Raw genomic sequence first — 18,947 nt, 5'->3', positions numbered from 1 at the left:
TGTCGCGCTTTTTCCCGTGCTTGTCGGTTGGGGTTTGTACGAATTTGTACCATCTAGTTAGTTCCTAGAATACAATCGATCGAATGCGTGCAGCATGGACATTCCTGCGCATGAGTCTGTGATCAACTCGTACATTTTTTCTTGATCGACCGCTGCGGCAGGCACGCAAACCGCGCGTGTCGGGAGTCATTCATGAAACGCTCCATTGCAACCGTCTCCGTCAGCGGAACGCTGCTCGAAAAGCTGCAGGCTATTCGGCAAGCGGGTTTCGACGGCGTCGAGATCTTCGAGAACGATCTGCTTTATTTCGATGGAACGCCCGGCGATGTCCGGCGCGCGGCGAGCGACCTGGGTCTCGAAATCGTGCTGTTTCAGCCGTTTCGCGACTTCGAGGGCGTGAGCGAAGAGCGCCTCGCACGCAATCTCGAACGTGCGCGGCGCAAGTTCGAACTGATGCATGCGCTCGGTGCGAATCGCCTGCTCGTTTGCAGCAATGTGTCGCCCGATGCGATCGGAGACGAAGCGCTCATCGCCGATCAGTTGGGCGCGCTGGCATGCGCCGCGCAAAGCGCCGGGATCGTGGTGGCATACGAAGCGCTCGCGTGGGGTCGCCACGTCAAGACCTACGGACAAGCCTGGAGGATGGTGGATGCGGTCGACCACCCGAATCTGGGGCTCGCCCTCGACAGCTTCCACACGTTGTCGCTCGGGGATTCGATCGAAGGCATCGCCTCGATCCCGGGGCACCGGATAGCCTTCGTGCAGATTGCCGATGCGCCGAAGCTCGCGATGGACGTGCTCGAATGGAGCCGCCACTACCGCTGCTTTCCCGGCCAGGGGGACTTGGATGTGGCAGGCTTTACCGCGCGCGTCGTCGAATCGGGCTATGCGGGACCGCTTTCGCTCGAGATATTCAACGATGGATTTCGCGCTGCACCGCCGGCCAGTACGGCAATGGACGGCTATCGCTCGCTGCTTTATCTCGAGGACTGCGCACGCACGCTGCTCGAAAAGGCGCACACGCCTGCTGCACCCGGTGTCGACCTGTTCGCGCCGCCGGCAGCGCCTGCGCACGTGGGGTTCCAGTTCCTCGAATTCGCCGTCGACGATGCGGCGGTTGCACAATTGACGGACTGGTTAGGCAAACTTGGTTTTGCGCGTACCGGCCAGCACCGCTCGAAGGACGTCACGCTGTTTCAGCAGGGCTCGGCCGCAATCGTGCTCAATGCCGAACGCGATTCGTTCGCCGGCGCGTTTTACGCGCGGCACGGCCTGTCGCTTTGCGCGTCGGCGTTTCGCGTGGACGATGCCGGCGCTGCGTTCGAGCACGCGGCACGCTTCGGTTACAAGCCGTTCTCGGGACGAGTGGGCCCGAACGAGCGCGTGCTGCCGAGCGTGCTCGCGCCGGATGGCAGCCTTCAATATTTCGTCGACGAGACACCGGGTGCGCCCACGCTGTTCGAATCCGATTTTGTCCTCACGCCCAGCCCGAAGCCACACGAATCGAGGATCACCGGCATCGATCACGTCAGCCTCTCGCTGCCGGGCGATTCGCTCGATACGTGGATTCTCTTTTTCAGGACCGCGTTCGGTTTCGAAGCGGAACCGGCATGGCTCGTTCCCGATCCGTATGGCCTCGTGCGCAGCAAGGCGATGCGCAGCCGCGACGGATCGGTGCGCATCGCGCTGAATGCATCGCTCGACCGGCATACGGCTGCCGCTCGGGCACTCGAAACCTATCGCGGCTCCGGGCTCGACCACGTCGCGTTCAAAACGCCTGACATCTTCGGCGCGCTGGCCGCCTTCCGCGCGAACGGCGTGCCCATGCTGGGGATACCGCGGAACTATTACGACGACCTTTCGGCCCGTTATGCGTTAGCCGACGATTTCGTTGAAACGCTGCGCGAGCATCACGTCTTGTATGACCGCGACGAGCGCGGCGGCGAGTTCTTGCACGCGTACACGGAACAGATCGATGGGCGCTTCTCGATCGAAATCACCGAGCGGCGCGGCGGGTACGACGGCTATGGCGCGGCCAATGCCGCTGTCAGGCTTGCCGCGCAAGCGCGGACGCGGCGTTAGTCAGGCAGATGATGTGCTCGAGAGCCTTTTCGGTGATTGCTCACGAAGACGGGGGGCACTCCGGCGCGCTGGTATGATTTTCCATCGTTTCGGAGATCGTCTATGCAGGCCGTCATTGGAAAGTCCACAGAACGCTACGAAGGCGCGGAACCAGACACGAGACTGGATTTCCGACGGATCGTGCAGGCCAGACACCAAATTTCAAAGGTGTTTCGCGACACGCCCCAATTCGAGTGTCCTGCTCTCGGCGACCTGTTGGACTGCGAACTGATCGTCAAGCTAGAGACCGCCAACCCGATAGGATGCTTCAAGGGGCGCGGGAGCGAGGTCGTCATGGCACGCCTCGCATCGAGCCGAGGGCCGAATGCCGCTGTGTGCGCCAGTGCTGGCAATCTGGGGCAAGCACTCGCCTACAGCGGCCGTGCGCGCGGGGTCCCGGTTACGGTAATCGCGGGCACGAGTGCCAACGCCGCAAAGATCGATCGCATCCGTCGGCTGGGCGCCGCTGTGGAGCTCGTGGACGGAGATATCGAGGATGCGCGCGAACGTGCCCGGGAAATCGCCGCCAACCGCGACGCATTTCTCGTTGAGGACAGCGAGAACCTGGACACCTGTGAAGGCGCAGGCACCATCGGTCTGGAGCTCGTGGAAGGATTCGATCGCATCGATGTCATTGCGCTCGCTCTGGGCGGAGGCGCACTCGCTACGGGCGTGGGCCATGTCTTCAAAACGTTGTCGCCGGCGACGGACGTCGTCTGCATCCAGCCCAAAGGCGCACCCGCGATGGCCATGTCATGGCGCGCAGGATCGATCGTCACCACCGAGCGCACCGATACGATCGCAGACGGTGTCGCGGGCAGGTTTCCCATACCGGCGGTTCTCCACGACCTGCTGGCCGTCGCTGACCACGTCCCGCTGGTCGAGGAAGCGAGCATCATGACGGCCATGCGCATGATCTACCGGCACGCTCGCATCGTCGTCGAACCCTCGGCCGCTCTTGGCATCGCGGCAATCCTCGAAGACCCCTCGCGATACCGAGGTAAACGGGTGGCCGTAGTCCTCTGCGGCGCGAACGTCCTGGTCGATTCATTCAACGCGTGGATGCAAGGGTAATTGCAAGGTTCGTCGGACCGCGCGGGATTATTACGACGTAATGCCTCGTTGCAAAACCAGGGCCGCCACTTTAAGCCCCGCTTAAGCCAGATTGCGCACCATCGATTCGGCTGAATTTTGGGATAAGGGCCCGCCATGCACGACACGACCGACCGCGCCATGCCAAAGCCCCGCACCATGCTGCGGCGCATACTGAGCCACCATGAAATCGCAACACTGCTGTTGCTGCTGCATGCGCCGGTCGATCTTGCTGCGAAGCCGGAGATTCCGTTACTCAGGGAAGCCGGGCTCATCGAACAAGTCAACACCGAACAAGGCGACACGCGCTTTCAGTTGACTGAGGATGGCAATGCCGTGCTGCGGGGGCTCGGCGTCTCCTGACGGTACCCGGCGGGCCGAAACCGAGCCGCTGCGGCGGCGCAGACGGAATTCATGGCTACGGCAATTTCCTCCCAAAAAGTTTCTCCTGCGGCAGCTATAACTAGACCAAGCGCACGACGTGCCAAGCGATGACGATGCGCGAAAAGCAGACGCCGCTTTGCACGGATCGGAGCCCGCGCTCCGCAGGAGACAGCAATGACAGCATCGCAACGCTTTTTGGCCGCGCGCGATTTTCTGCTGCGCCATCGAACCGACTATCGGCGCGCCTACGATGAATTCGCGTGGCCCGTCCTCGACGAATTCAACTGGGCGCTCGACTACTTCGATGTCATGGCACGCGGCAACAGCGCCGCAGCGTTGCGGATCGTCGACGGCGCCCAAGTGGACGTCCGGCTCTCGTTCGCCGAAATGTCGGAGCGATCCGCGCGTATCGCCAACTTCTTGCGGACCGCCGGGGTAGCGCGCGGCGATCGCGTGCTGTTGATGCTCCCCAATTGCGTCGAGCTCTGGGATGCCATGCTGGCGGTCATGAAACTCGGCGCCGTACTGTTGCCGGCGACGACACAACTTTCACCGGCCGACGTGCGCGAGCGCGTAGACATCGCGCAGCCGACGTTCGCCATCGTCGACGCCGCCGAGCGCGCGAAATTCGATGGCCTCGAAAACGGCGGCAGACCGCTCGTGAAGATCGCAGTCGGGCTCGCTTCTCACATGAGCGCCGCGGAGGGATGGCTCGATTTCTCGCAAGGCTATACCTGCAGCGCGGAGTTCACGGCTGACGGCGTCACGCGGGCCGCCGATCCGCTGCTGCTCTACTTCACGTCCGGCACGACGTCGAAACCGAAGCTCGTCGAGCATACCCACCAGAGCTATCCCGTCGGCAGCCTGTCGACGATGTACTGGATCGGCCTGCAACCTGGCGATATGCACTGGAACATCAGCTCGCCGGGCTGGGCCAAGCATGCGTGGAGTTGCTTGTTTGCGCCGTGGAATGCAGGCGCGTGCGTCTTCGCATTGCAATACACCCGCTTCGATCCGCGTGCGGTGCTCGAAGCAGTGGTCGAGCATCGCGTAACGACCTTATGCGCACCGCCGACGGTCTGGCGCATGCTCGTTCAAGAGCCGCTGACGTCCTACGCCGTTTCGTTGCGAGAGATCGTCGGCGCGGGGGAGCCGCTGAACCCCGAGATCATCGAACGGGTAAGACAGGCCTGGGGCATAACGATACGCGACGGCTACGGTCAGACAGAGACCACCTGCGTGATCGGCAACTCGCCCGGCCAGTCCGTGGTTCCCGGATCGATGGGCCGGCCGATGCCGGGTTACCGGGTCACGCTCGTCGATGCAGACGGCATCGTTTGCGACGAAGGCGAGGTCGCGCTCGAGCTTGGCGCCGGGGCGGACCCAGGCGGCACCCGCGCACCTCGCGGCCCGCTCGGGCTCATGACCGGCTATGCGAACAATCCCGATGCCACGCGCCATGTGATGCGCGAGGGGCTCTATCACACGTCCGACATCGCGCTGCGGCGGCCCGATGGCTATTACACCTATATCGGACGCGCCGACGATGTCTTCAAATCGTCCGATTACCGCCTGAGCCCGTTCGAACTCGAGAGCGCGCTGATCGAGCACGAAGCCATCGCCGAAGCCGCCGTCGTGCCGAGCCCCGATCCGTTGCGCCTGTCCGTGCCGAAAGCTTACGTCACGCTGCGTCACGGCTTCACCTACGGCCCGGAACTGGCGCAAAGCGTCTTTCGCTTCTCGCGCGAGCGGCTATCGCCTTACAAGCGCATTCGCCGCCTCGAGCTCTTTGAGCTGCCGAAGACGATTTCGGGCAAGATCCGCCGCGTCGAATTGCGCCGCCGGGAAGAGGCCCGCGGCGACGCAGCCGATCGACTGCCTAACGAGTATCGGGAAGAGGATTTCCCCGAGTTGAACTGAGGAGCGCTTGCGGCAATCGCATTGCGCGGCCGCGGCGAGCCCGAGGTGCGCGCGGGCGGCTATCCGGTCGAGATCAAACCGATTGCGATTGCCTTCACGACCGCCTGAATCTTATTGGTCGCGTTCAATTTCAACAGCACGTTATTGACGTGAAAATTGACCGTGCGCTCGGAAATACTGAGAATCTGTCCGATCTCGTTCGCCGTCTTGCCTTCCCCTGTCCAGCAGAGCACCTCGCATTCGCGCGGAGTCAGCTCGACGCTCGCTTCGGGTGCGAGCTTCGGCACGAGAAACTCGCTCATCAACGCGTGCGAAAGATTAGCGAACCAGCTCGCCTGCAGCGTCAGCCGATCGGTTTCGGCGGGGGTGAGCACCTCGGCGGGCCGCGCCATCGTCAGCAGTCCATAGACGCCGTGCGCCGCCCAGCTCGAATGCGCCACGCCGACCCTCAGGCCGAAATCGTGCGCGTCCTGCCAAAGGCGCGGGGCGCTGACCGTGGCCTCGGGCCAGACGATCAAGCTGCTTTTCGTCATGCCCTCGCGCACGGTGGGATCGATCGCGATGAAGTTGTTTTCCTGATAATGCTTCATCCAGCCCGCGGGGTAGGTGTCGAAAATCGCGACCGATGGGTTCGACACCGGCAACGGGACCCGGATGCCATAACAGCAGTACTCGAACCCCAGTTCCTTGGCGACCGCGGACATCCGCTCGAACAGCTGACGTTCGTCCTTGGCTTCGTTCAGCTTCTCGTAGCCATCATGCCAGCGCAGCAACTCCATCCTGTACCTCGCGGTTCCTACGATACCCACCCGATGCTGTCATAGTTAGCAGGTCTCATGGCCGGGTCCGACTGCTACAGTCCGGCCCATGAGACAAACTAATACCCTGCTCGCCGGCCCATCCCGTGACGGCTACGTGCGCCTTCCCGTACAGGCGTTGGATCACCTGCAGCTCGTCCACGTCGACTCTGGCCTCGACGAAGGCCTGTTGGAGGAACTGCGTGCCGACGCCGTCGATGCCGTGAGCGCCGGCTACACCGAATGGCAGCGTGCGCGCGCCCCCGGGCGCGCCCATGTGACGGTCGGCTGGGACTGGTATGTCGACCGTGCTTCCGGCGCGCTCGTCATCGCCTGGGGCGATGTGCGCAGCAACGTGATGTGCGTCGACACCCGCGGCACCGACATCGGTATGGCGCGAACCGCGCAACTGCTGATGCGCCGTCTTGCCCAGCTCAATTGGCCGAACGCCGTCGCACGCATCGCGCTGTCACCGCCTCCCGGCGTCGATGCACCCGGGCCCGCACTGCAATAAGCGACAAAAGGAACGCGGGCGGCCCGTCGGCCCGACCGCAATCATCTCATCATTCCTCTACAGGACTCATTTATAAGGAAATTACGCCCTCTTTTCAATCTCGATACGAATTTTCATCAGTCAGCGTGGGGAATCCGCCACCCCCTCGCGGGAGAGCTATTGCCTAAAAAACCCTGTCAACGTTGACAGTTACCGGTCCTCGGGGTGCGCGCTGTAATGCGTCCATCAAAAAAGCATATGCGAGGACTCCATGCGGACTTCCGTTCACGGCGATGGGCGCCTCCCCGAAGACCTCGACAACGCACTCGCGCAGTATCGCCACCAGGTCTTCGTCGAGCAGCTCGGCTGGAAGCTGCCGTGCGTTGAAGACCGCTTCGAGCGCGATCAGTACGACCGGCAGGACACCGTCTATATCGTCGCGCACGACGAATCCGGATCGATTTGCGGCTGTGCGCGGCTTTTGCCCACCACCCGCCCCTACCTGCTTCGCGATCTTTTCCCATTCCTGCTCGCCGCGGACATGCCTGCCCCGGTATCCGACGACGTCTGGGAATTATCCCGTTTCGCGGCGAGTGCGGCAAATGTCGATCCCGCCGCGCTGGGCGACGAAAACACGTCGTGGGCCGTGCGGCCGATGCTGGCTTCCGTCGTCGAGTGCGCCGCCAGACTGGGCGCGCGCCAATTGATCGGCGTCACATTCCTGAGTATGGAGCGGCTTTTCCGGCGCATCGGCGTCCATGCTCACCGGGCCGGACCCGCTCAACGCATCGACGGTCGCATGGTCGTCGCGTGCTGGATCGACATCGATTCGCAAACGCTCGCGGCCCTCGGTCTCGATGCGGCGTTGCTGCCGCAGCAGGCGACGGTCTGAATAGCACCTCTGCACCTCTTACAGCAATGCCGCCCGAAGGAGAGTCATCTTGCAAGCCCAGTGCACCTCGCCCGGTTCGTCGTCGATCCACGCCTTCGTCGCGAGAGCCGGGTTGTCCATCGAATTCGCGGGTTCCGATGAGCGTATGCGGCTCGCCGCAATCGACCGGCACGGTTTCACCGTCGGCGTGACGGACGACGCGCAGTTGCCGCCGCTCGGCGTGCCACGCCAGGCCCGCGTCACGTATGACGGCGAGACCCTTTGCGAACCGCGTCTCGTGGCGCGCTGCCCCGTGCACGGGCAAACGCCGGTGCGCGAAATGGTGCTGCAACCGTCGCGAAGCGATGACGACATTGCATTCTGGCAAGCGCTTTATGCTCATCGACTGCGGCAGCGCAGCCCTGCGGGCGGGCAGCCGATTGCGCGCCGAGACTCGCTCGGCAATGAGCGCTACGACGCGCTGCAGGCGGACTCGAATCGGGCGCTGACCGATGGGGAGGCGCTATTCGCGCTGTCCGATGCAGGCGACGCGGCTTTTTTTGCCGCGTGGCTCGAATATCACTTCGCCGAGGCCGTCGCGCACGCACGGGCAGCATCGACACCGGCGGAACTCCGCGATATGGCATGTCGAACTGAAAATGCCGATGTGATCGTCTGCTTCGAATATCGTTTCAACGGAAAAAGCGCACACGCGGCCACGCGCGAGACGTGCGCCTGGATCGCGGGCGAAGTCGAACGCCTGTTCGGCCTCGCCATTCGCTATGATGTCGCGGATACGCGCCAGCAGGCCGGTGCCATGAGCTACCGTCAGCGGCGCTCTGCGCCTTCACGATAGCGCGAAATGTGCAGCCCCTGAAGCTCACCAGCGGCTGAGCTTTTCCACGCGATCACGCGCCACGCAAGTCCGGCGCGATCGCCTCAGTTTTGCCGCTCCGCGCCGATCGCGCGGCAGCTTCCGCGCAAGCGAGGGCCAATACACCATCCGCCAGAGTCACGGCGGCGCGCGATCCCTCCCGCACCGCGTCGACGAAAGCACTCCACTCCGCTTCGTATGCACGCCGATAACGCTCGAGGAAGAAGTAGACCGGCTTGGCCGAGAACGTCCCCGCGTCGCTGATCCTTTCGACGGTATTTTCAAGCAGGTTCTGCGCTGCGAGTAGACCGCCCGAGCCGAGCAGTTCGACGCGCTGGTCGTAGCCGTAGCCGGCTCGGCGCGAATTCTTGATCACGGCGACCCGTCCGTCCGCCCAGGATAACGTCGCAACAGCGGTATCCACATCACCGGCTGAACCAATCCGAGGATCGACGAGCGATGCCCCGCTGGCAAAAATTCGCGCCGGCGCACCGCCCATCAACCAACACGCAGTGTCGAAATCATGGATCATCATGTCCCGATATAGCCCCCCCGAGACCTCGATGTACGAGAGCGGCGGCGGCGCCGGATCGAACGACGTGATCGTCAACAGCTCCGCCTTGCCGATCTCCCCGGCATCCAGCGCGGCTTTCAGCGCACTGAAGTTGGAATCGAAACGTCGGTTGAAGCCGATCATGACCGTTGCGCCGGTGCCGTTCACACTCGCCTCGCACGCCTGCGCGCGTTCGAGCGACAAGTCGACGGGTTTCTCGCACAGCACGGCCTTTCCTGCTGCTGCCGCGCGCTCGATCAGACCGGCATGCGTATCCGTCGAGGTTGCGATCAGCACGGCGTCGATCGTTGAGTCCGCAAGGATATCGTCGACCGAGCGAACCTCGGCGCCGTATTCGGCGGCAAGCTTTCGTGCCGCATCGGCAACGACATCGGCTACGGCAAACGAGGCCGAGCTTGCGGATCGCGCGCAGCGAAGGCACCGCCGACGTCGGGCCGAGCGCGAGCACAGCCTGCGTTTCCGGGCGCGCATGAAGCGCCGCGAATACCTTGTTTTCGACCTCGGTCGGATCGTTGCCGGAATCGAGGGTGGCTTTTTTGAAGTCCGCACCGATTGCGTCGGCGAAGCCGCGACACCGTTCGAACGAAACCGGATTGGTCGCGTTGTTGTTGACGCAAAGGAAGCTCTTCACACCCGCGGCCTTGGCGCGCTCGCCAGCCTCTTTACCGGCTTCATACTCGGGCTGCCCGACGTGCAGTAGCGCACCGAGCTGGCGGCTCTGTTGGCCTGTTCCGGAGTTGAATGTGATGACCGGATCGCCCTTCTCCACGATCGTCTTGACCGGCCGCTGGATCACGTCGAAGTCGGCGATCGTCGTCGCGACGCCGTCATAGTGACGTGCTCCGGCCTGTTCGAGCAAACGCGTCATGTCGGCGAGATCGCCGTTGGACGGGTTGCGGTAGTCGACCTTCACGCCAAAATCCTGCTGCGCGTCGGCAATACCATTCTTCACGACGTTCCAGAACGGATCCGCGTCGGGGGCATGGGTCACCACTAACTGGCATCCCGAAACACCGCATTACGGCCCGTTGCAGAGGGTTCCTGAAAACCGCGTTTACGTTTCGCCCGATAGCGCGGACAAGCTGATCCAAAAGTTCACCGGGTTCTCGCAAGGTTGGATCGTTTCCGACGTACGCAACGCGCCCGGTATCGAAATCGGTCGCCCGAACGACACCTATCGCCGTGTTCGCCTGGAATCCGGCTTCGGCAAGATGACGGTGATCGTGACGGATGGACACTTGCCGTATCCATTCGGATGTGAATTGACGGGCTACGAAGTGGCCGATCTCGCCGAGACACTGCGCAAAGCACAGGCCGCGGGCACGTCCCGGTCAAGCTCAAGCTCTTCGTCGATTGGCTGGCGGCCATCTGTGCTGCTGCCCCCGCGCTTCAGGGCCAACGGCAAGAAGCGGGTTGCCAACGAAAAACTAGCCTGCCCCCACGAAGCCTCGTCCGAGATGACTGCTCGCATGTGAAGGCGATTAAGAACATTTCAGGGCCCGCTCATGACGTTTATCGCAAAGCTAGGCAATGATGTGTCACATTCCCCTCTTTCAGCGCGATAGATATGCAATGATCCATGTAGACCGTCGGCCCGCCTGCTGGGCGGTTGTACAGTCACTGTTGTTCACATGAACGACGCACGGACCGCGGACAATCGTGGGCGCCGGCCGCGAGCAAGTTCCTCCTACCATGAGATACCGATGACAAACGAATCCAAGTGCCCCTTTCACCATGTTGGTGGTGCCAGTGCTGGCACCACCAACAACGATTGGTGGCCGAATCAACTGCGTGTGGACCTGCTGAACCAGCATTCGACCAGATCCAATCCACTCGGCGAGCAATTCGATTACGCGGAGGAATTCAAGACGCTCGACTACGGTGCGCTGAAAGCGGACTTGGTCAGACTCATGACTGACAGCCAGGAGTGGTGGCCAGCCGACTTCGGGCACTACGGTCCGCAGATGGTCCGCATGGCATGGCACGCCGCCGGCACATACCGGATGTCGGACGGGCGAGGCGGCGGTGGGCGCGGACAACAGCGTTTCGCACCACTGAACTCCTGGCCCGACAACGTCAACATCGACAAGACGCGTCGGCTGCTTTGGCCGATCAAGCAGAAATACGGCCAAAAGATCTCTTGGGCCGACCTCTTCATTCTCGCCGGTAACGTGGCGCTGGAATCGATGGGCTTTCGCACATTCGGCTTTGCGGGCGGGCGCGCGGACGTGTGGGAGCCGGATATGGATGTCAACTGGGGCTCAGAGAAGACATGGCTCGCCGACGATAAGCGCTTCACCGGAGAGCGCGATCTCGATCGCGAACTGGGCGCGACCCATATGGGCCTGATCTACGTCAATCCGGAAGGCCCTAACGGCAGCGGCGACTACTTGGCAGCCGCCAAGGACATCCGTGCGACGTTCAACAACATGGCCATGAACGACGAGGAGATCGTGGCCTTGATCGCCGGCGGCCACACGTTCGGCAAGACACATGGCGCAGCGCCTGAATCGCACAAGGGCCCGGCCCCCGAGGCCGCACCGATCGACGCGCAAGGGCTCGGATGGGTGAGCAGCTACGGACAAGGCCACGGCAAGGACACCATCTCGAGCGGCCTCGAAGTGACGTGGACCAAAACGCCGGCCTTGTGGAGCAATAACTTCTTTGAAAACTTGTTCAAGTACGAGTGGGAGCTCACGACATCGCCGGCCGGCGCGAAGCAATGGGTGGCCAAGGACGCACCGGAAATCATTCCGGATGCCCATGTCACGGGCAAGTTCCACAGGCCCACGATGCTCACGACTGACCTGACGCTGCGCTTCGATCCCGAGTTCGGTAAGATCTCGCGGCGCTTCTACGAGGACCCGCAGGCATTTGCCGATGCCTTCGCGCGTGCCTGGTTCAAGCTGACGCACCGCGATATGGGTCCCAAGGCGCGTTATCTTGGTCCGGAAGTTCCGGCCGAGGATTTGATCTGGCAGGATCCGCTGCCCGCGCCGGAACACGATCCGACTCAGGCCGACATTGCGGATCTCAAAGCGAAGATCGTTGCGGCGAATCTTTCCACCGGCGAGCTGGTATCGGCCGCTTGGGCTTCGGCTTCCACGTTCCGCGGCGGCGACAAGCGTGGCGGTAGCGACGGCGCACGGCTCGCACTCGCGCCGCAGAAGGATTGGGAGGTCAACGCGCGCGCTGTTGCGGTATTGCCGAAGCTGGCCGAAATTCAAAGGGCGTCGGGCAGAGCTTCGCTCGCGGACGTGATTGTGCTGGCAGGATGCGTCGGTATCGAGTTGGCCGCGCAGGAAGCCGGCGTCAAGATCGAGGTGCCTTTCACGCCGGGTCGTGTCGACGCCAGGCAGGATCAAACCGATGTCGATTCATTTGCCGTGCTCGAGCCGTTTGCCGACGGTTTCCGCAACTACCGCAAGAATCGCGGAGGCGCACCGACCGAGGTACTGCTGATCGATCGCGCGCAGTTGTTGACGTTGACCTTGCCCGAGTTGACCGCGCTGATTGGCGGCTTGCGTGTGCTCGATGCCAACTTCGACGGCAGCGAGCATGGCGTGCTCACCGATAAGCCAGGTGTTCTCAGCAACGACTTCTTCGTCAATCTGCTTGACATGAGTACGGTGTGGTCGCCTGTCGACGGCGACGCCGAAATATTCGAAGGCCGGGACCGCAAGACGGGTGCCGTGAAGTACACGGGCACGCGCAGCGACCTCATCTTCGGATCGAACTCCGTGCTGCGTGCATACGCCGAGGTCTACGCCAGTGAGGATGGCCGGGCACGATTCGTCACGGACTTCGTCGCTGCTTGGAACAAGGTGATGAACCTTGGCCGATTCGATCTCGCTTGATTGACAGGCGCCCCGCGCGCGCGGCATTCGTCGTTCGCTTGGTTTCACCGTCGCCGCCGCGGGGGGGCAAATGTGTCGCGTCCTACCGGGCGATTTTCTCGAGGCTGCCTGGCGTAGGTTTCTCTCAACGAGAACACCTACGCTACACAGCCGGTTCGGAGAGAGGAAGGCTTCTTGCGTAGACAGTTCGAATTGCACGCGACGCCGTATGGACGGATTCGTCATCGCTGCCTCGGCCAACAACGTCGCCAGGCGTTTCATTCCGATGCCCGCCAGGACGTTGACATCGATTGGATTCTCCTCATCCGACATCGCTCCTCCAGCCAGCATTTATCGAGCTAAGACAAACTGCTACTCGTTCTCGTCGAAGTAATGCCCGAACTTGACCTGCTTCGTCCGGATATAGCGCTCGTTTTCGTCGCGCGCCGGGATAGCCAGCGCGACGCGCTCGCAAACGGGAATGCCGTGTTTCGCGAGCGTATCGAACTTCTTCGGGTTGTTGCTCATGAGCCTCACGGACGTGACTTTGAGCATCCGCAAAATCGCAGCGGCCGAATCGTACTCGCGGGCATCGTCGGGCAGCCCGAGCTCCAGGTTGGCTTCGACGGTATCGAGGCCCTGCTCCTGCAGCGCATACGCCCGAATCTTGTTCGACAAGCCAATGCCCCGTCCTTCGTGCCCTCGCAGATAAAGCAAGACACCATGCCCCTCTGCCGCGATGTAGCGTAGCGCCAGGTCGAGCTGCTCGCCGCAATCACAGCGGTAAGAGCCGAGCACGTCGCCCGTCAGGCACTCGGAATGCAGCCGGGTCAACACGGATTGCCGGTTCGCCACATCGCCCATGACAAGGGCCAGGTGTTCGGCATTTTCCGCGTCCGCATGGAATGCATATGACGTGAAGGTCCCGTAGCGGGTCGGAAGCGTCGCCGTCGCGGCGAGCGTGACACATCGATTTTCACTGCCGTCGCCCTCGGGCAGCGGCTCAGAATGCGTGGGCATGACTTTCGAATCGGGTGGAATGCGACTAAACGTCCGGTGCCGCCGATGGCGCGCACAAAACGCGAGTGTACCGCTATTCGCCCGCTGTGGCCCGGCGGGCGGCCGATTCGGGCGGTCGCCGTCTCCACCGCCTATACTGCACTCTGTCAGCCGCGTTCGTGGGCGCTCGATCCGCCAACGGGGCCCGGCTGCCATTGAACGAGAGCGGAGACCCCGGCCATGACGAGCGTTGCGCAAATCCTCAAATCGAAAACCGAACCCCAACCCGGCCAAGATCGGCCCGTCGTCACCATCGACGTCGATGCTTCGGTCTACGAAGCGGTCCAGATGATGGCGGCGTATCGCATCGGCGCGCTCGTCGTCCTGGACGGCACCGAGATCGCAGGCATCGTCACCGAACGCGATTACGCCCGGAAAATCGTCCTGATGGACCGTTCGTCGAAGTCCACGCCGGTGCGCGACATCATGACCCGCCAGGTCCGCTACGTCACGCCAGCCGATTCCGCGGAGCAGTGCATGGCGCTGATGACGACGCATCGCATGCGTCACCTGCCCGTGCTCGACAACGAGCAGCTGGTCGGCATGATTTCGATCGGAGACCTCGTGAAAACAATTATCTCGGATCAGCAATTCACCATTCAGCAGCTCGAACACTACATCACCGGCGTCCGTTACTGAGCGCCGAACGCGACGCGCCCTCACGCGCTTGCGAACCGCGGCAACTTCGACCGGCAGACCGCGCCGACGGCTGCGCTGTGCCAATGCCGGCAGCGCCGGCGTGACTCTTTCCGCTCGCTGTCGCGAGCCATCCAAGATCGATTTCAGCCCGCTTTGCGACGCCCCGCGCCGGTGCTCATCCGGACGCAATTCCAATTATCGCAATGGAATTCTCTTTTTAGTCGAAAATCTAATTCACAGACTACATAAAATTAATTCCTACGAAATACCGGAAATGAAGTGAGTCAATTTGAAATCGATACCGCGTATCCCTGCGTCGAGACCCTACTCAAACGCGCTATTTTTGATATACCCTTGCACCTCATCAATAAGGCGATAGCCATCCCGATTCCCCGGCAAGCGAAAATACTTGACGGACGGAGAATAAAATGCCGACCTATGCGGGTGAAACAGCAGTAACATTTTCGTCATCGAGGACATATGCCGCGTCAATTTATCGAGCCCATGGCGCCGTTATGGCGGGCAACCGATGAGCAATCCTGGTTTGATGCGCTCGCGGTCCTGGGCAAGCGATGCGGCTTCGACCAGACGTTGTTCGCCGTCATCCCTCGGCCCGGCATGCGCTTCAGCGATGTCTATCTACGCAGCGATTACGCCTCCGCCTGGCGCGAAACCTATGACGAACGAGCCTTCGTGCGGATCGATCCCACGGTTTCGCACTGCATGACTCAGACGGCACCGCTGATTTGGTCGTCATCGCTCTTCAGCGACCGCCGGCAACAGGAAATGTACGAAGAAGCGCGGCGCCACGGACTGTGCACCGGCATCTCGTTGCCGATTCACGGACCGAAACAGGAAGTCGGCATGCTGTGCTTCGTATGCGGCGACCAGTCGGCCCGCGAACTCGACAACCAGGTGCGACGGTACCTGCCGATGCTCACGTTGCTACGCGATGTGGCGTTCGATACCGCTCAACGTTTCGTCGCAAGCCACACGGCGTCGCTGATACCGAAACTGACGCCGCGCGAATACGAATGCCTGCAATGGACCGCGCAGGGCAAATCGACCTGGGAAATTGCGAAGATCTTCGGCTGCTCGGAAGCCACCGTCAACTTCCATATGGCGAACATCCGAACGAAGTTCGGTGTGAGTTCGCGAAGCGCAGCGGCGGTCAAAGCGACCCGAATGGGTTTGATAGATCCCGATTGAACATCGGCGGACGATGCGCAGCTGGGCGACGAAGGCCGACGCTCGCGATATCGTCGTCCGTGATCCGCCCGTCGAAGTAAAGCCTCAATAACATCATGACGGGCTTCGGGATATTCGCACCGAGCTCGAATCGACTGCCTCTCGATTGCGTTACACCGAAACGAGACCAGAAGACCTTCTGGCTCTCGCGGATTTTTCGTCGATACGCCTGAATAAAGTTGCTGTCGATTTCGGTGCGAACGGGGCGCGCAAATTCGTCCGATTCCATTGGATAGCTGCCAATCGTCGTCATGGGTTTCACCTTGTTCCGTACGTGGTGCGCGAATCATCCCAATTATCGGCGCGCATTTGTACCTATCTTGCTTGACAGTTACGCACTGCACGCAAAGTGCATATCGTCTATGCGCATTAGGTAGGGCCAACCCATGGAGACGACATGAACGCAAAAATCACGATTGGGTCGCAACAGAGCTTCGGTCTCGATGCACTTGCGCAGATGTACCGCCTGCGCGCCAAGGTGTTCGGCGAACGCATGGGATGGGAAGTCGCCATCCTCTCGGGCATGGAGATCGACGGCTACGATGCGCTCTCGCCACACTACATGCTCGTGCAGGACGAGAGCGACACCTTATGCGGTTGCTGGCGGATCATGCCGACTGTCGGACCTTACATGCTGCGCGACACATTCGGGCAGTTGCTTCACGGTCAGCCCGCGCCGTCCTCGCATGACGTCTGGGAGTTGAGCCGCTTTGCAATCGTCGCGCCGGAAACACCCGGGTTCGGCTTCGCAGGGCTGGCACTCGATGCCATGCGCGAAGTCGTGAAGTTTGCAGATCGGATGGGTATTTCCAGCTATGTGACGGTCACGACGACGGCGATCGAACGGTTGCTGCGGAAAACAGGCGTCGAGACGCGTCGCTTCGGACCGCCGATGAGAATCGGTGTCGAAAACGCAGTCGGACTCACGATCGAACTTGGAGAGCAAACGCACCAAGCGCTCTTCGAGCACTGCGCCGAAGCCGCTTGAACGATGGCTGGCAACGTCGGATATCGCTTCACGTTGCCAGCAATCGTTTCGGACCGCTGACGAACGGACTGCCGCACTCGTAAAAACGCAGCAACGCATGCATCTCCCGCGAAAGTCCGATTCGTTTCGTCGCGGCGACGCGCTGGCTGCCGACGTCGTCGGGCGACGCCCCGGCATCACGGCCAATCCATAGCGCGGCGCCGCCGCACAGATCGGCTCCGTCCCATTCCGGCCCGATTGCGAACGCAGCGGTAAGCCGCCCCGGCCCGCGTGCAAGGTCCACATGCCGGGCACCGGGGCGCCGCACCTGCATGAGCGCGATGCCCTCGATGGGTTCGACCGCGCGAAGGAGCACCGCTGCGCCCACCCCCTCGACTTCGCTCGACATATTGATCATGTACGACGCACCGTAGACGAGCCGCACATAGGCGTGCCCAGGCGCACGAAAGAGCGTGCCATTGTATGGCCGTTGCCCACGGTAGGCGTGGCTCGTGGAGTCGCCGACGGGATAGGCTTCGGTTTCGACGATCCTGCCGCTCACGCGCCCCTCTCGCGAATCGTGCACGAGGTACTTGCCGACCATGAAGCGGGCGAGCGCCACCGTATCGACGGGCAGTTCCTCGCGCTCGAGCCGGGTCACCGCTGCAATCGCCGCTGACGGGGCGCATACCTCATGCGCGGGCTGTGGGGCGTCCAGGAAACGATCGTTCGTTTGCATGTTCGGGTCGTATCTACGGATGAGGCATGTTAGTTCATGTATAAACGGACGTGCACCGTGCCCAACCCTCGACAAGAAAGGAATGACGATGTCGCGTTCGCCCAACGCCTTGCCGTATTGGACCTTGATTCTTCCGCCGCTCGCCTGGCTCGTACTCGGCGTCTCGGGCTTCGCCGACGGACACCCGCTCGTGCTCGCCATCGTCGCACTGGCGCTCGCCGGCGCCGTGTTCGCCGCGGTGCATCACGCAGAGGTGGTCGCCCACCGGATCGGCGAACCGTTCGGCACGCTCGTGCTGGCCATCGCCGTCACGATCATCGAGGTCGCCCTGATCGTTTCGGTCATGCTTTCAGCCGGCGCCGAAAAATCGGGGCTCGCCCGCGACACTGTCTTCGCGGCCGTCATGATCGTCTGCAACGGTATCGTCGGGACCTGTCTGCTAGTCGGCGGCCTGCGCCATGGCGAGCAGGATTTCCGCGTAAGCGGTGCGAATACCGCGCTGACGGTACTCGCCGCTCTCGCCATTCTCACGCTCGTCATGCCGAACTACCTCAGCGCCGCGCCGGGGCCTGTCCTGTCGACGTCGCAACTCGCCTTCGCAGGGGTCACGTCGCTGGCGCTCTACGGGGTGTTCGTCTTTATACAGACCGTCCGGCATCGTGATTACTTTCTGAGCGGCGAAGCGCCGCAAGATGAATCGGTCCATGCGGAGGTGCCCGGCACGCGCACGACGTTCACGAGCGCGATCGCGCTCGTCGTCTGTCTCGTTGCGGTGGTGCTGCTCGCGAAGCGGCTGTCTCCCGCCGTGGAACGTGCCGTCGAGGCGGCAGGTGCGCCGGAAGCCGTCGTCGGGATCGTGATCGCCGCCCTCGTGCTGCTGCCCGAGGGCGTGGCTGCCACGCGAGCGGCGCACGCCAATAGATTGCAAACGAGTCTCAATCTCGCCCTGGGCTCCGCGCTGGCGAGCATTGGACTGACCATTCCGACTGTGGCTGCGGTGTTTGTCTGGAACGACATGCCGCTGGCGCTCGGCATTGGCGGGATGGAAACGGTCCTGCTGAGCCTCACGCTCTTGGTGAGTACGCTGACGCTCGCTACCGGGCGAACGACGATCCTTCAGGGCGCGGTTCATCTCGTGCTGTTCGCCGCATATCTCTTTCTCTCGGTCACGCACTGACCGTCGCGCCCGCGCTTACCCCGACCCGCAGCATAAAGTCACGCCGCAATGCGCAAGAAAAGTCCCACAAATGTATCGAATTGCAGTGCAACGACCGGTGCGGGCCGCGGCGCTGCAGCCCGCAGGCCAAGCTGGGAATGCGGCTGCACCGGGTCG

Annotated in this window: 17 protein-coding genes and 2 pseudogenes; 13 read left to right on the top strand and 6 right to left on the bottom strand. The window is 62.2% G+C overall.

Annotated elements, in window-relative coordinates:
* The first annotated feature begins 192 nt into the window (after nt 1–192).
* The 4 genes from GWC77_RS08490 to GWC77_RS08475 all read left to right on the top strand — a co-directional run bounded on the left by GWC77_RS08490 (nt 193) and on the right by GWC77_RS08475 (nt 5,517).
* Nucleotides 193–2,082 carry a bifunctional sugar phosphate isomerase/epimerase/4-hydroxyphenylpyruvate dioxygenase family protein gene (locus tag GWC77_RS08490; RefSeq protein WP_173256457.1) on the top strand — a complete coding sequence of 630 codons (1,890 nt, stop codon included), beginning with the start codon at nt 193–195 and terminating at the stop codon, nt 2,080–2,082.
* A 102-nt stretch (nt 2,083–2,184) separates the two neighbouring features.
* The gene (locus tag GWC77_RS08485) at nt 2,185–3,195 is read left to right on the top strand and encodes a threonine/serine dehydratase (protein ID WP_173256456.1); all 1,011 of its coding nucleotides are present in this window, start codon (nt 2,185–2,187) and stop codon (nt 3,193–3,195) included.
* A gap of 135 nt (nt 3,196–3,330) precedes the next feature.
* Nucleotides 3,331–3,576: a hypothetical protein gene (locus GWC77_RS08480; RefSeq protein ID WP_173256455.1), complete on the top strand. Its 246-nt coding sequence runs from the start codon at nt 3,331–3,333 to the stop codon at nt 3,574–3,576.
* A gap of 195 nt (nt 3,577–3,771) precedes the next feature.
* Complete coding sequence (locus GWC77_RS08475; protein WP_173256454.1) at nt 3,772–5,517, top strand: AMP-binding protein; 1,746 nt, start codon at nt 3,772–3,774, stop codon at nt 5,515–5,517.
* Between the two features lie 59 nt (nt 5,518–5,576).
* Here the strand turns inward: GWC77_RS08475 and GWC77_RS08470 are convergent, their stop codons facing one another.
* On the bottom strand, nt 5,577–6,296 hold the full coding sequence (locus GWC77_RS08470; RefSeq protein WP_173256453.1) for an autoinducer binding domain-containing protein: 720 nt from the start codon (nt 6,294–6,296) through the stop codon (nt 5,577–5,579).
* 88 nt (nt 6,297–6,384) lie between these two features.
* Between GWC77_RS08470 and GWC77_RS08465 the strand changes: the two genes are divergently transcribed.
* The 3 genes from GWC77_RS08465 to GWC77_RS08455 all read left to right on the top strand — a co-directional run bounded on the left by GWC77_RS08465 (nt 6,385) and on the right by GWC77_RS08455 (nt 8,534).
* A complete protein-coding gene (locus tag GWC77_RS08465) occupies nt 6,385–6,828 on the top strand; it encodes a DUF4902 domain-containing protein (protein ID WP_173256452.1) in 444 nt (147 codons plus the stop codon).
* A gap of 250 nt (nt 6,829–7,078) precedes the next feature.
* The gene (locus tag GWC77_RS08460; RefSeq protein WP_173256451.1) at nt 7,079–7,699 is read left to right on the top strand and encodes an acyl-homoserine-lactone synthase; all 621 of its coding nucleotides are present in this window, start codon (nt 7,079–7,081) and stop codon (nt 7,697–7,699) included.
* Between the two features lie 49 nt (nt 7,700–7,748).
* Nucleotides 7,749–8,534 (top strand): hypothetical protein, encoded by a 786-nt coding sequence (locus GWC77_RS08455; RefSeq protein WP_173256450.1) that lies wholly within the window; start codon nt 7,749–7,751, stop codon nt 8,532–8,534.
* A 52-nt stretch (nt 8,535–8,586) separates the two neighbouring features.
* Here GWC77_RS08455 and iolG read toward each other — a convergent pair whose 3' ends face one another.
* On the bottom strand, nt 8,587–9,597 hold the full coding sequence (gene iolG, locus GWC77_RS29565; RefSeq protein WP_254366877.1) for an inositol 2-dehydrogenase: 1,011 nt from the start codon (nt 9,595–9,597) through the stop codon (nt 8,587–8,589).
* Nucleotides 9,512–10,123: pseudogene (locus GWC77_RS29560) on the bottom strand (substrate-binding domain-containing protein); the annotation flags it as partial. The gene iolG and the pseudogene GWC77_RS29560, both read right to left, overlap by 86 nt.
* A 1-nt stretch (nt 10,124) precedes the next feature.
* Between GWC77_RS29560 and GWC77_RS08440 the strand changes: the two are divergent.
* Nucleotides 10,125–10,601: pseudogene (locus tag GWC77_RS08440) on the top strand (hypothetical protein); the annotation flags it as partial.
* 228 nt (nt 10,602–10,829) lie between these two features.
* Complete coding sequence (gene katG / locus GWC77_RS08435) at nt 10,830–12,983, top strand: catalase/peroxidase HPI (RefSeq protein WP_173256447.1); 2,154 nt, start codon at nt 10,830–10,832, stop codon at nt 12,981–12,983.
* Between the two features lie 351 nt (nt 12,984–13,334).
* On the opposite strand, the gene ribA is transcribed toward katG, so the two are convergent.
* Entirely contained in the window at nt 13,335–13,982 is a 648-nt protein-coding gene (gene ribA / locus GWC77_RS08430) for a GTP cyclohydrolase II (RefSeq protein ID WP_173256446.1), read from the bottom strand.
* Between the two features lie 219 nt (nt 13,983–14,201).
* Between ribA and GWC77_RS08425 the strand changes: the two genes are divergently transcribed.
* On the top strand, nt 14,202–14,660 hold the full coding sequence (locus tag GWC77_RS08425; protein ID WP_173256445.1) for a CBS domain-containing protein: 459 nt from the start codon (nt 14,202–14,204) through the stop codon (nt 14,658–14,660).
* Nucleotides 14,661–15,164: 504 nt separating this feature from the next.
* Nucleotides 15,165–15,869, top strand: coding sequence for an autoinducer binding domain-containing protein (locus GWC77_RS08420; protein ID WP_173256490.1), 705 nt, complete (start codon nt 15,165–15,167; stop codon nt 15,867–15,869).
* Here GWC77_RS08420 and GWC77_RS08415 read toward each other — a convergent pair.
* Nucleotides 15,832–16,137: a hypothetical protein gene (locus GWC77_RS08415; protein ID WP_367949025.1), complete on the bottom strand. Its 306-nt coding sequence runs from the start codon at nt 16,135–16,137 to the stop codon at nt 15,832–15,834. The genes GWC77_RS08420 and GWC77_RS08415 overlap by 38 nt on opposite strands.
* A gap of 168 nt (nt 16,138–16,305) precedes the next feature.
* Between GWC77_RS08415 and GWC77_RS08410 the strand changes: the two genes are divergently transcribed.
* Entirely contained in the window at nt 16,306–16,896 is a 591-nt protein-coding gene (locus GWC77_RS08410; protein ID WP_173256443.1) for an acyl-homoserine-lactone synthase, read from the top strand.
* Nucleotides 16,897–16,924: 28 nt separating this feature from the next.
* Here the strand turns inward: GWC77_RS08410 and GWC77_RS08405 are convergent, their stop codons facing one another.
* Nucleotides 16,925–17,614, bottom strand: coding sequence for a DNA-3-methyladenine glycosylase (locus GWC77_RS08405; RefSeq protein ID WP_173256442.1), 690 nt, complete (start codon nt 17,612–17,614; stop codon nt 16,925–16,927).
* Nucleotides 17,615–17,702: 88 nt separating this feature from the next.
* On the opposite strand from GWC77_RS08405, the gene GWC77_RS08400 reads away from it, so the two are divergent.
* Nucleotides 17,703–18,791, top strand: a complete 1,089-nt coding sequence (locus GWC77_RS08400; RefSeq protein WP_173256441.1) for a calcium:proton antiporter — start codon at nt 17,703–17,705, stop codon at nt 18,789–18,791.
* The last annotated feature ends 156 nt before the right edge of the window (nt 18,792–18,947 follow it).

Origin of the sequence: Paraburkholderia sp. NMBU_R16, from assembly GCF_013282575.1 — a bacterium.
Classification (GTDB): Bacteria; Pseudomonadota; Gammaproteobacteria; order Burkholderiales; family Burkholderiaceae; genus Trinickia.
This window is presented reverse-complemented; position numbering and strand designations above follow the sequence as displayed.

Bases quoted from the DNA above. Each gene is read 5' to 3' on its own strand.
- GWC77_RS08490 (WP_173256457.1), top strand. From the start codon at position 193: ATGAAACGCTCCATTGCAACCGTCTCCGTCAGCGGAACGCTGCTCGAA.
- GWC77_RS08485 (WP_173256456.1), top strand. From the start codon at position 2,185: ATGCAGGCCGTCATTGGAAAGTCCACAGAACGCTACGAAGGCGCGGAA.
- GWC77_RS08480 (WP_173256455.1), top strand. From the start codon at position 3,331: ATGCACGACACGACCGACCGCGCCATGCCAAAGCCCCGCACCATGCTG.
- GWC77_RS08475 (WP_173256454.1), top strand. From the start codon at position 3,772: ATGACAGCATCGCAACGCTTTTTGGCCGCGCGCGATTTTCTGCTGCGC.
- GWC77_RS08470 (WP_173256453.1), bottom strand. From the start codon at position 6,296: ATGGAGTTGCTGCGCTGGCATGATGGCTACGAGAAGCTGAACGAAGCC.
- GWC77_RS08465 (WP_173256452.1), top strand. From the start codon at position 6,385: ATGAGACAAACTAATACCCTGCTCGCCGGCCCATCCCGTGACGGCTAC.
- GWC77_RS08460 (WP_173256451.1), top strand. From the start codon at position 7,079: ATGCGGACTTCCGTTCACGGCGATGGGCGCCTCCCCGAAGACCTCGAC.
- iolG (WP_254366877.1), bottom strand. From the start codon at position 9,597: ATGCGCGCCCGGAAACGCAGGCTGTGCTCGCGCTCGGCCCGACGTCGG.
- katG (WP_173256447.1), top strand. From the start codon at position 10,830: ATGACAAACGAATCCAAGTGCCCCTTTCACCATGTTGGTGGTGCCAGT.
- ribA (WP_173256446.1), bottom strand. From the start codon at position 13,982: ATGCCCACGCATTCTGAGCCGCTGCCCGAGGGCGACGGCAGTGAAAAT.
- GWC77_RS08425 (WP_173256445.1), top strand. From the start codon at position 14,202: ATGACGAGCGTTGCGCAAATCCTCAAATCGAAAACCGAACCCCAACCC.
- GWC77_RS08420 (WP_173256490.1), top strand. From the start codon at position 15,165: ATGGCGCCGTTATGGCGGGCAACCGATGAGCAATCCTGGTTTGATGCG.
- GWC77_RS08415 (WP_367949025.1), bottom strand. From the start codon at position 16,137: ATGGAATCGGACGAATTTGCGCGCCCCGTTCGCACCGAAATCGACAGC.
- GWC77_RS08410 (WP_173256443.1), top strand. From the start codon at position 16,306: ATGAACGCAAAAATCACGATTGGGTCGCAACAGAGCTTCGGTCTCGAT.
- GWC77_RS08405 (WP_173256442.1), bottom strand. From the start codon at position 17,614: ATGCAAACGAACGATCGTTTCCTGGACGCCCCACAGCCCGCGCATGAG.
- GWC77_RS08400 (WP_173256441.1), top strand. From the start codon at position 17,703: ATGTCGCGTTCGCCCAACGCCTTGCCGTATTGGACCTTGATTCTTCCG.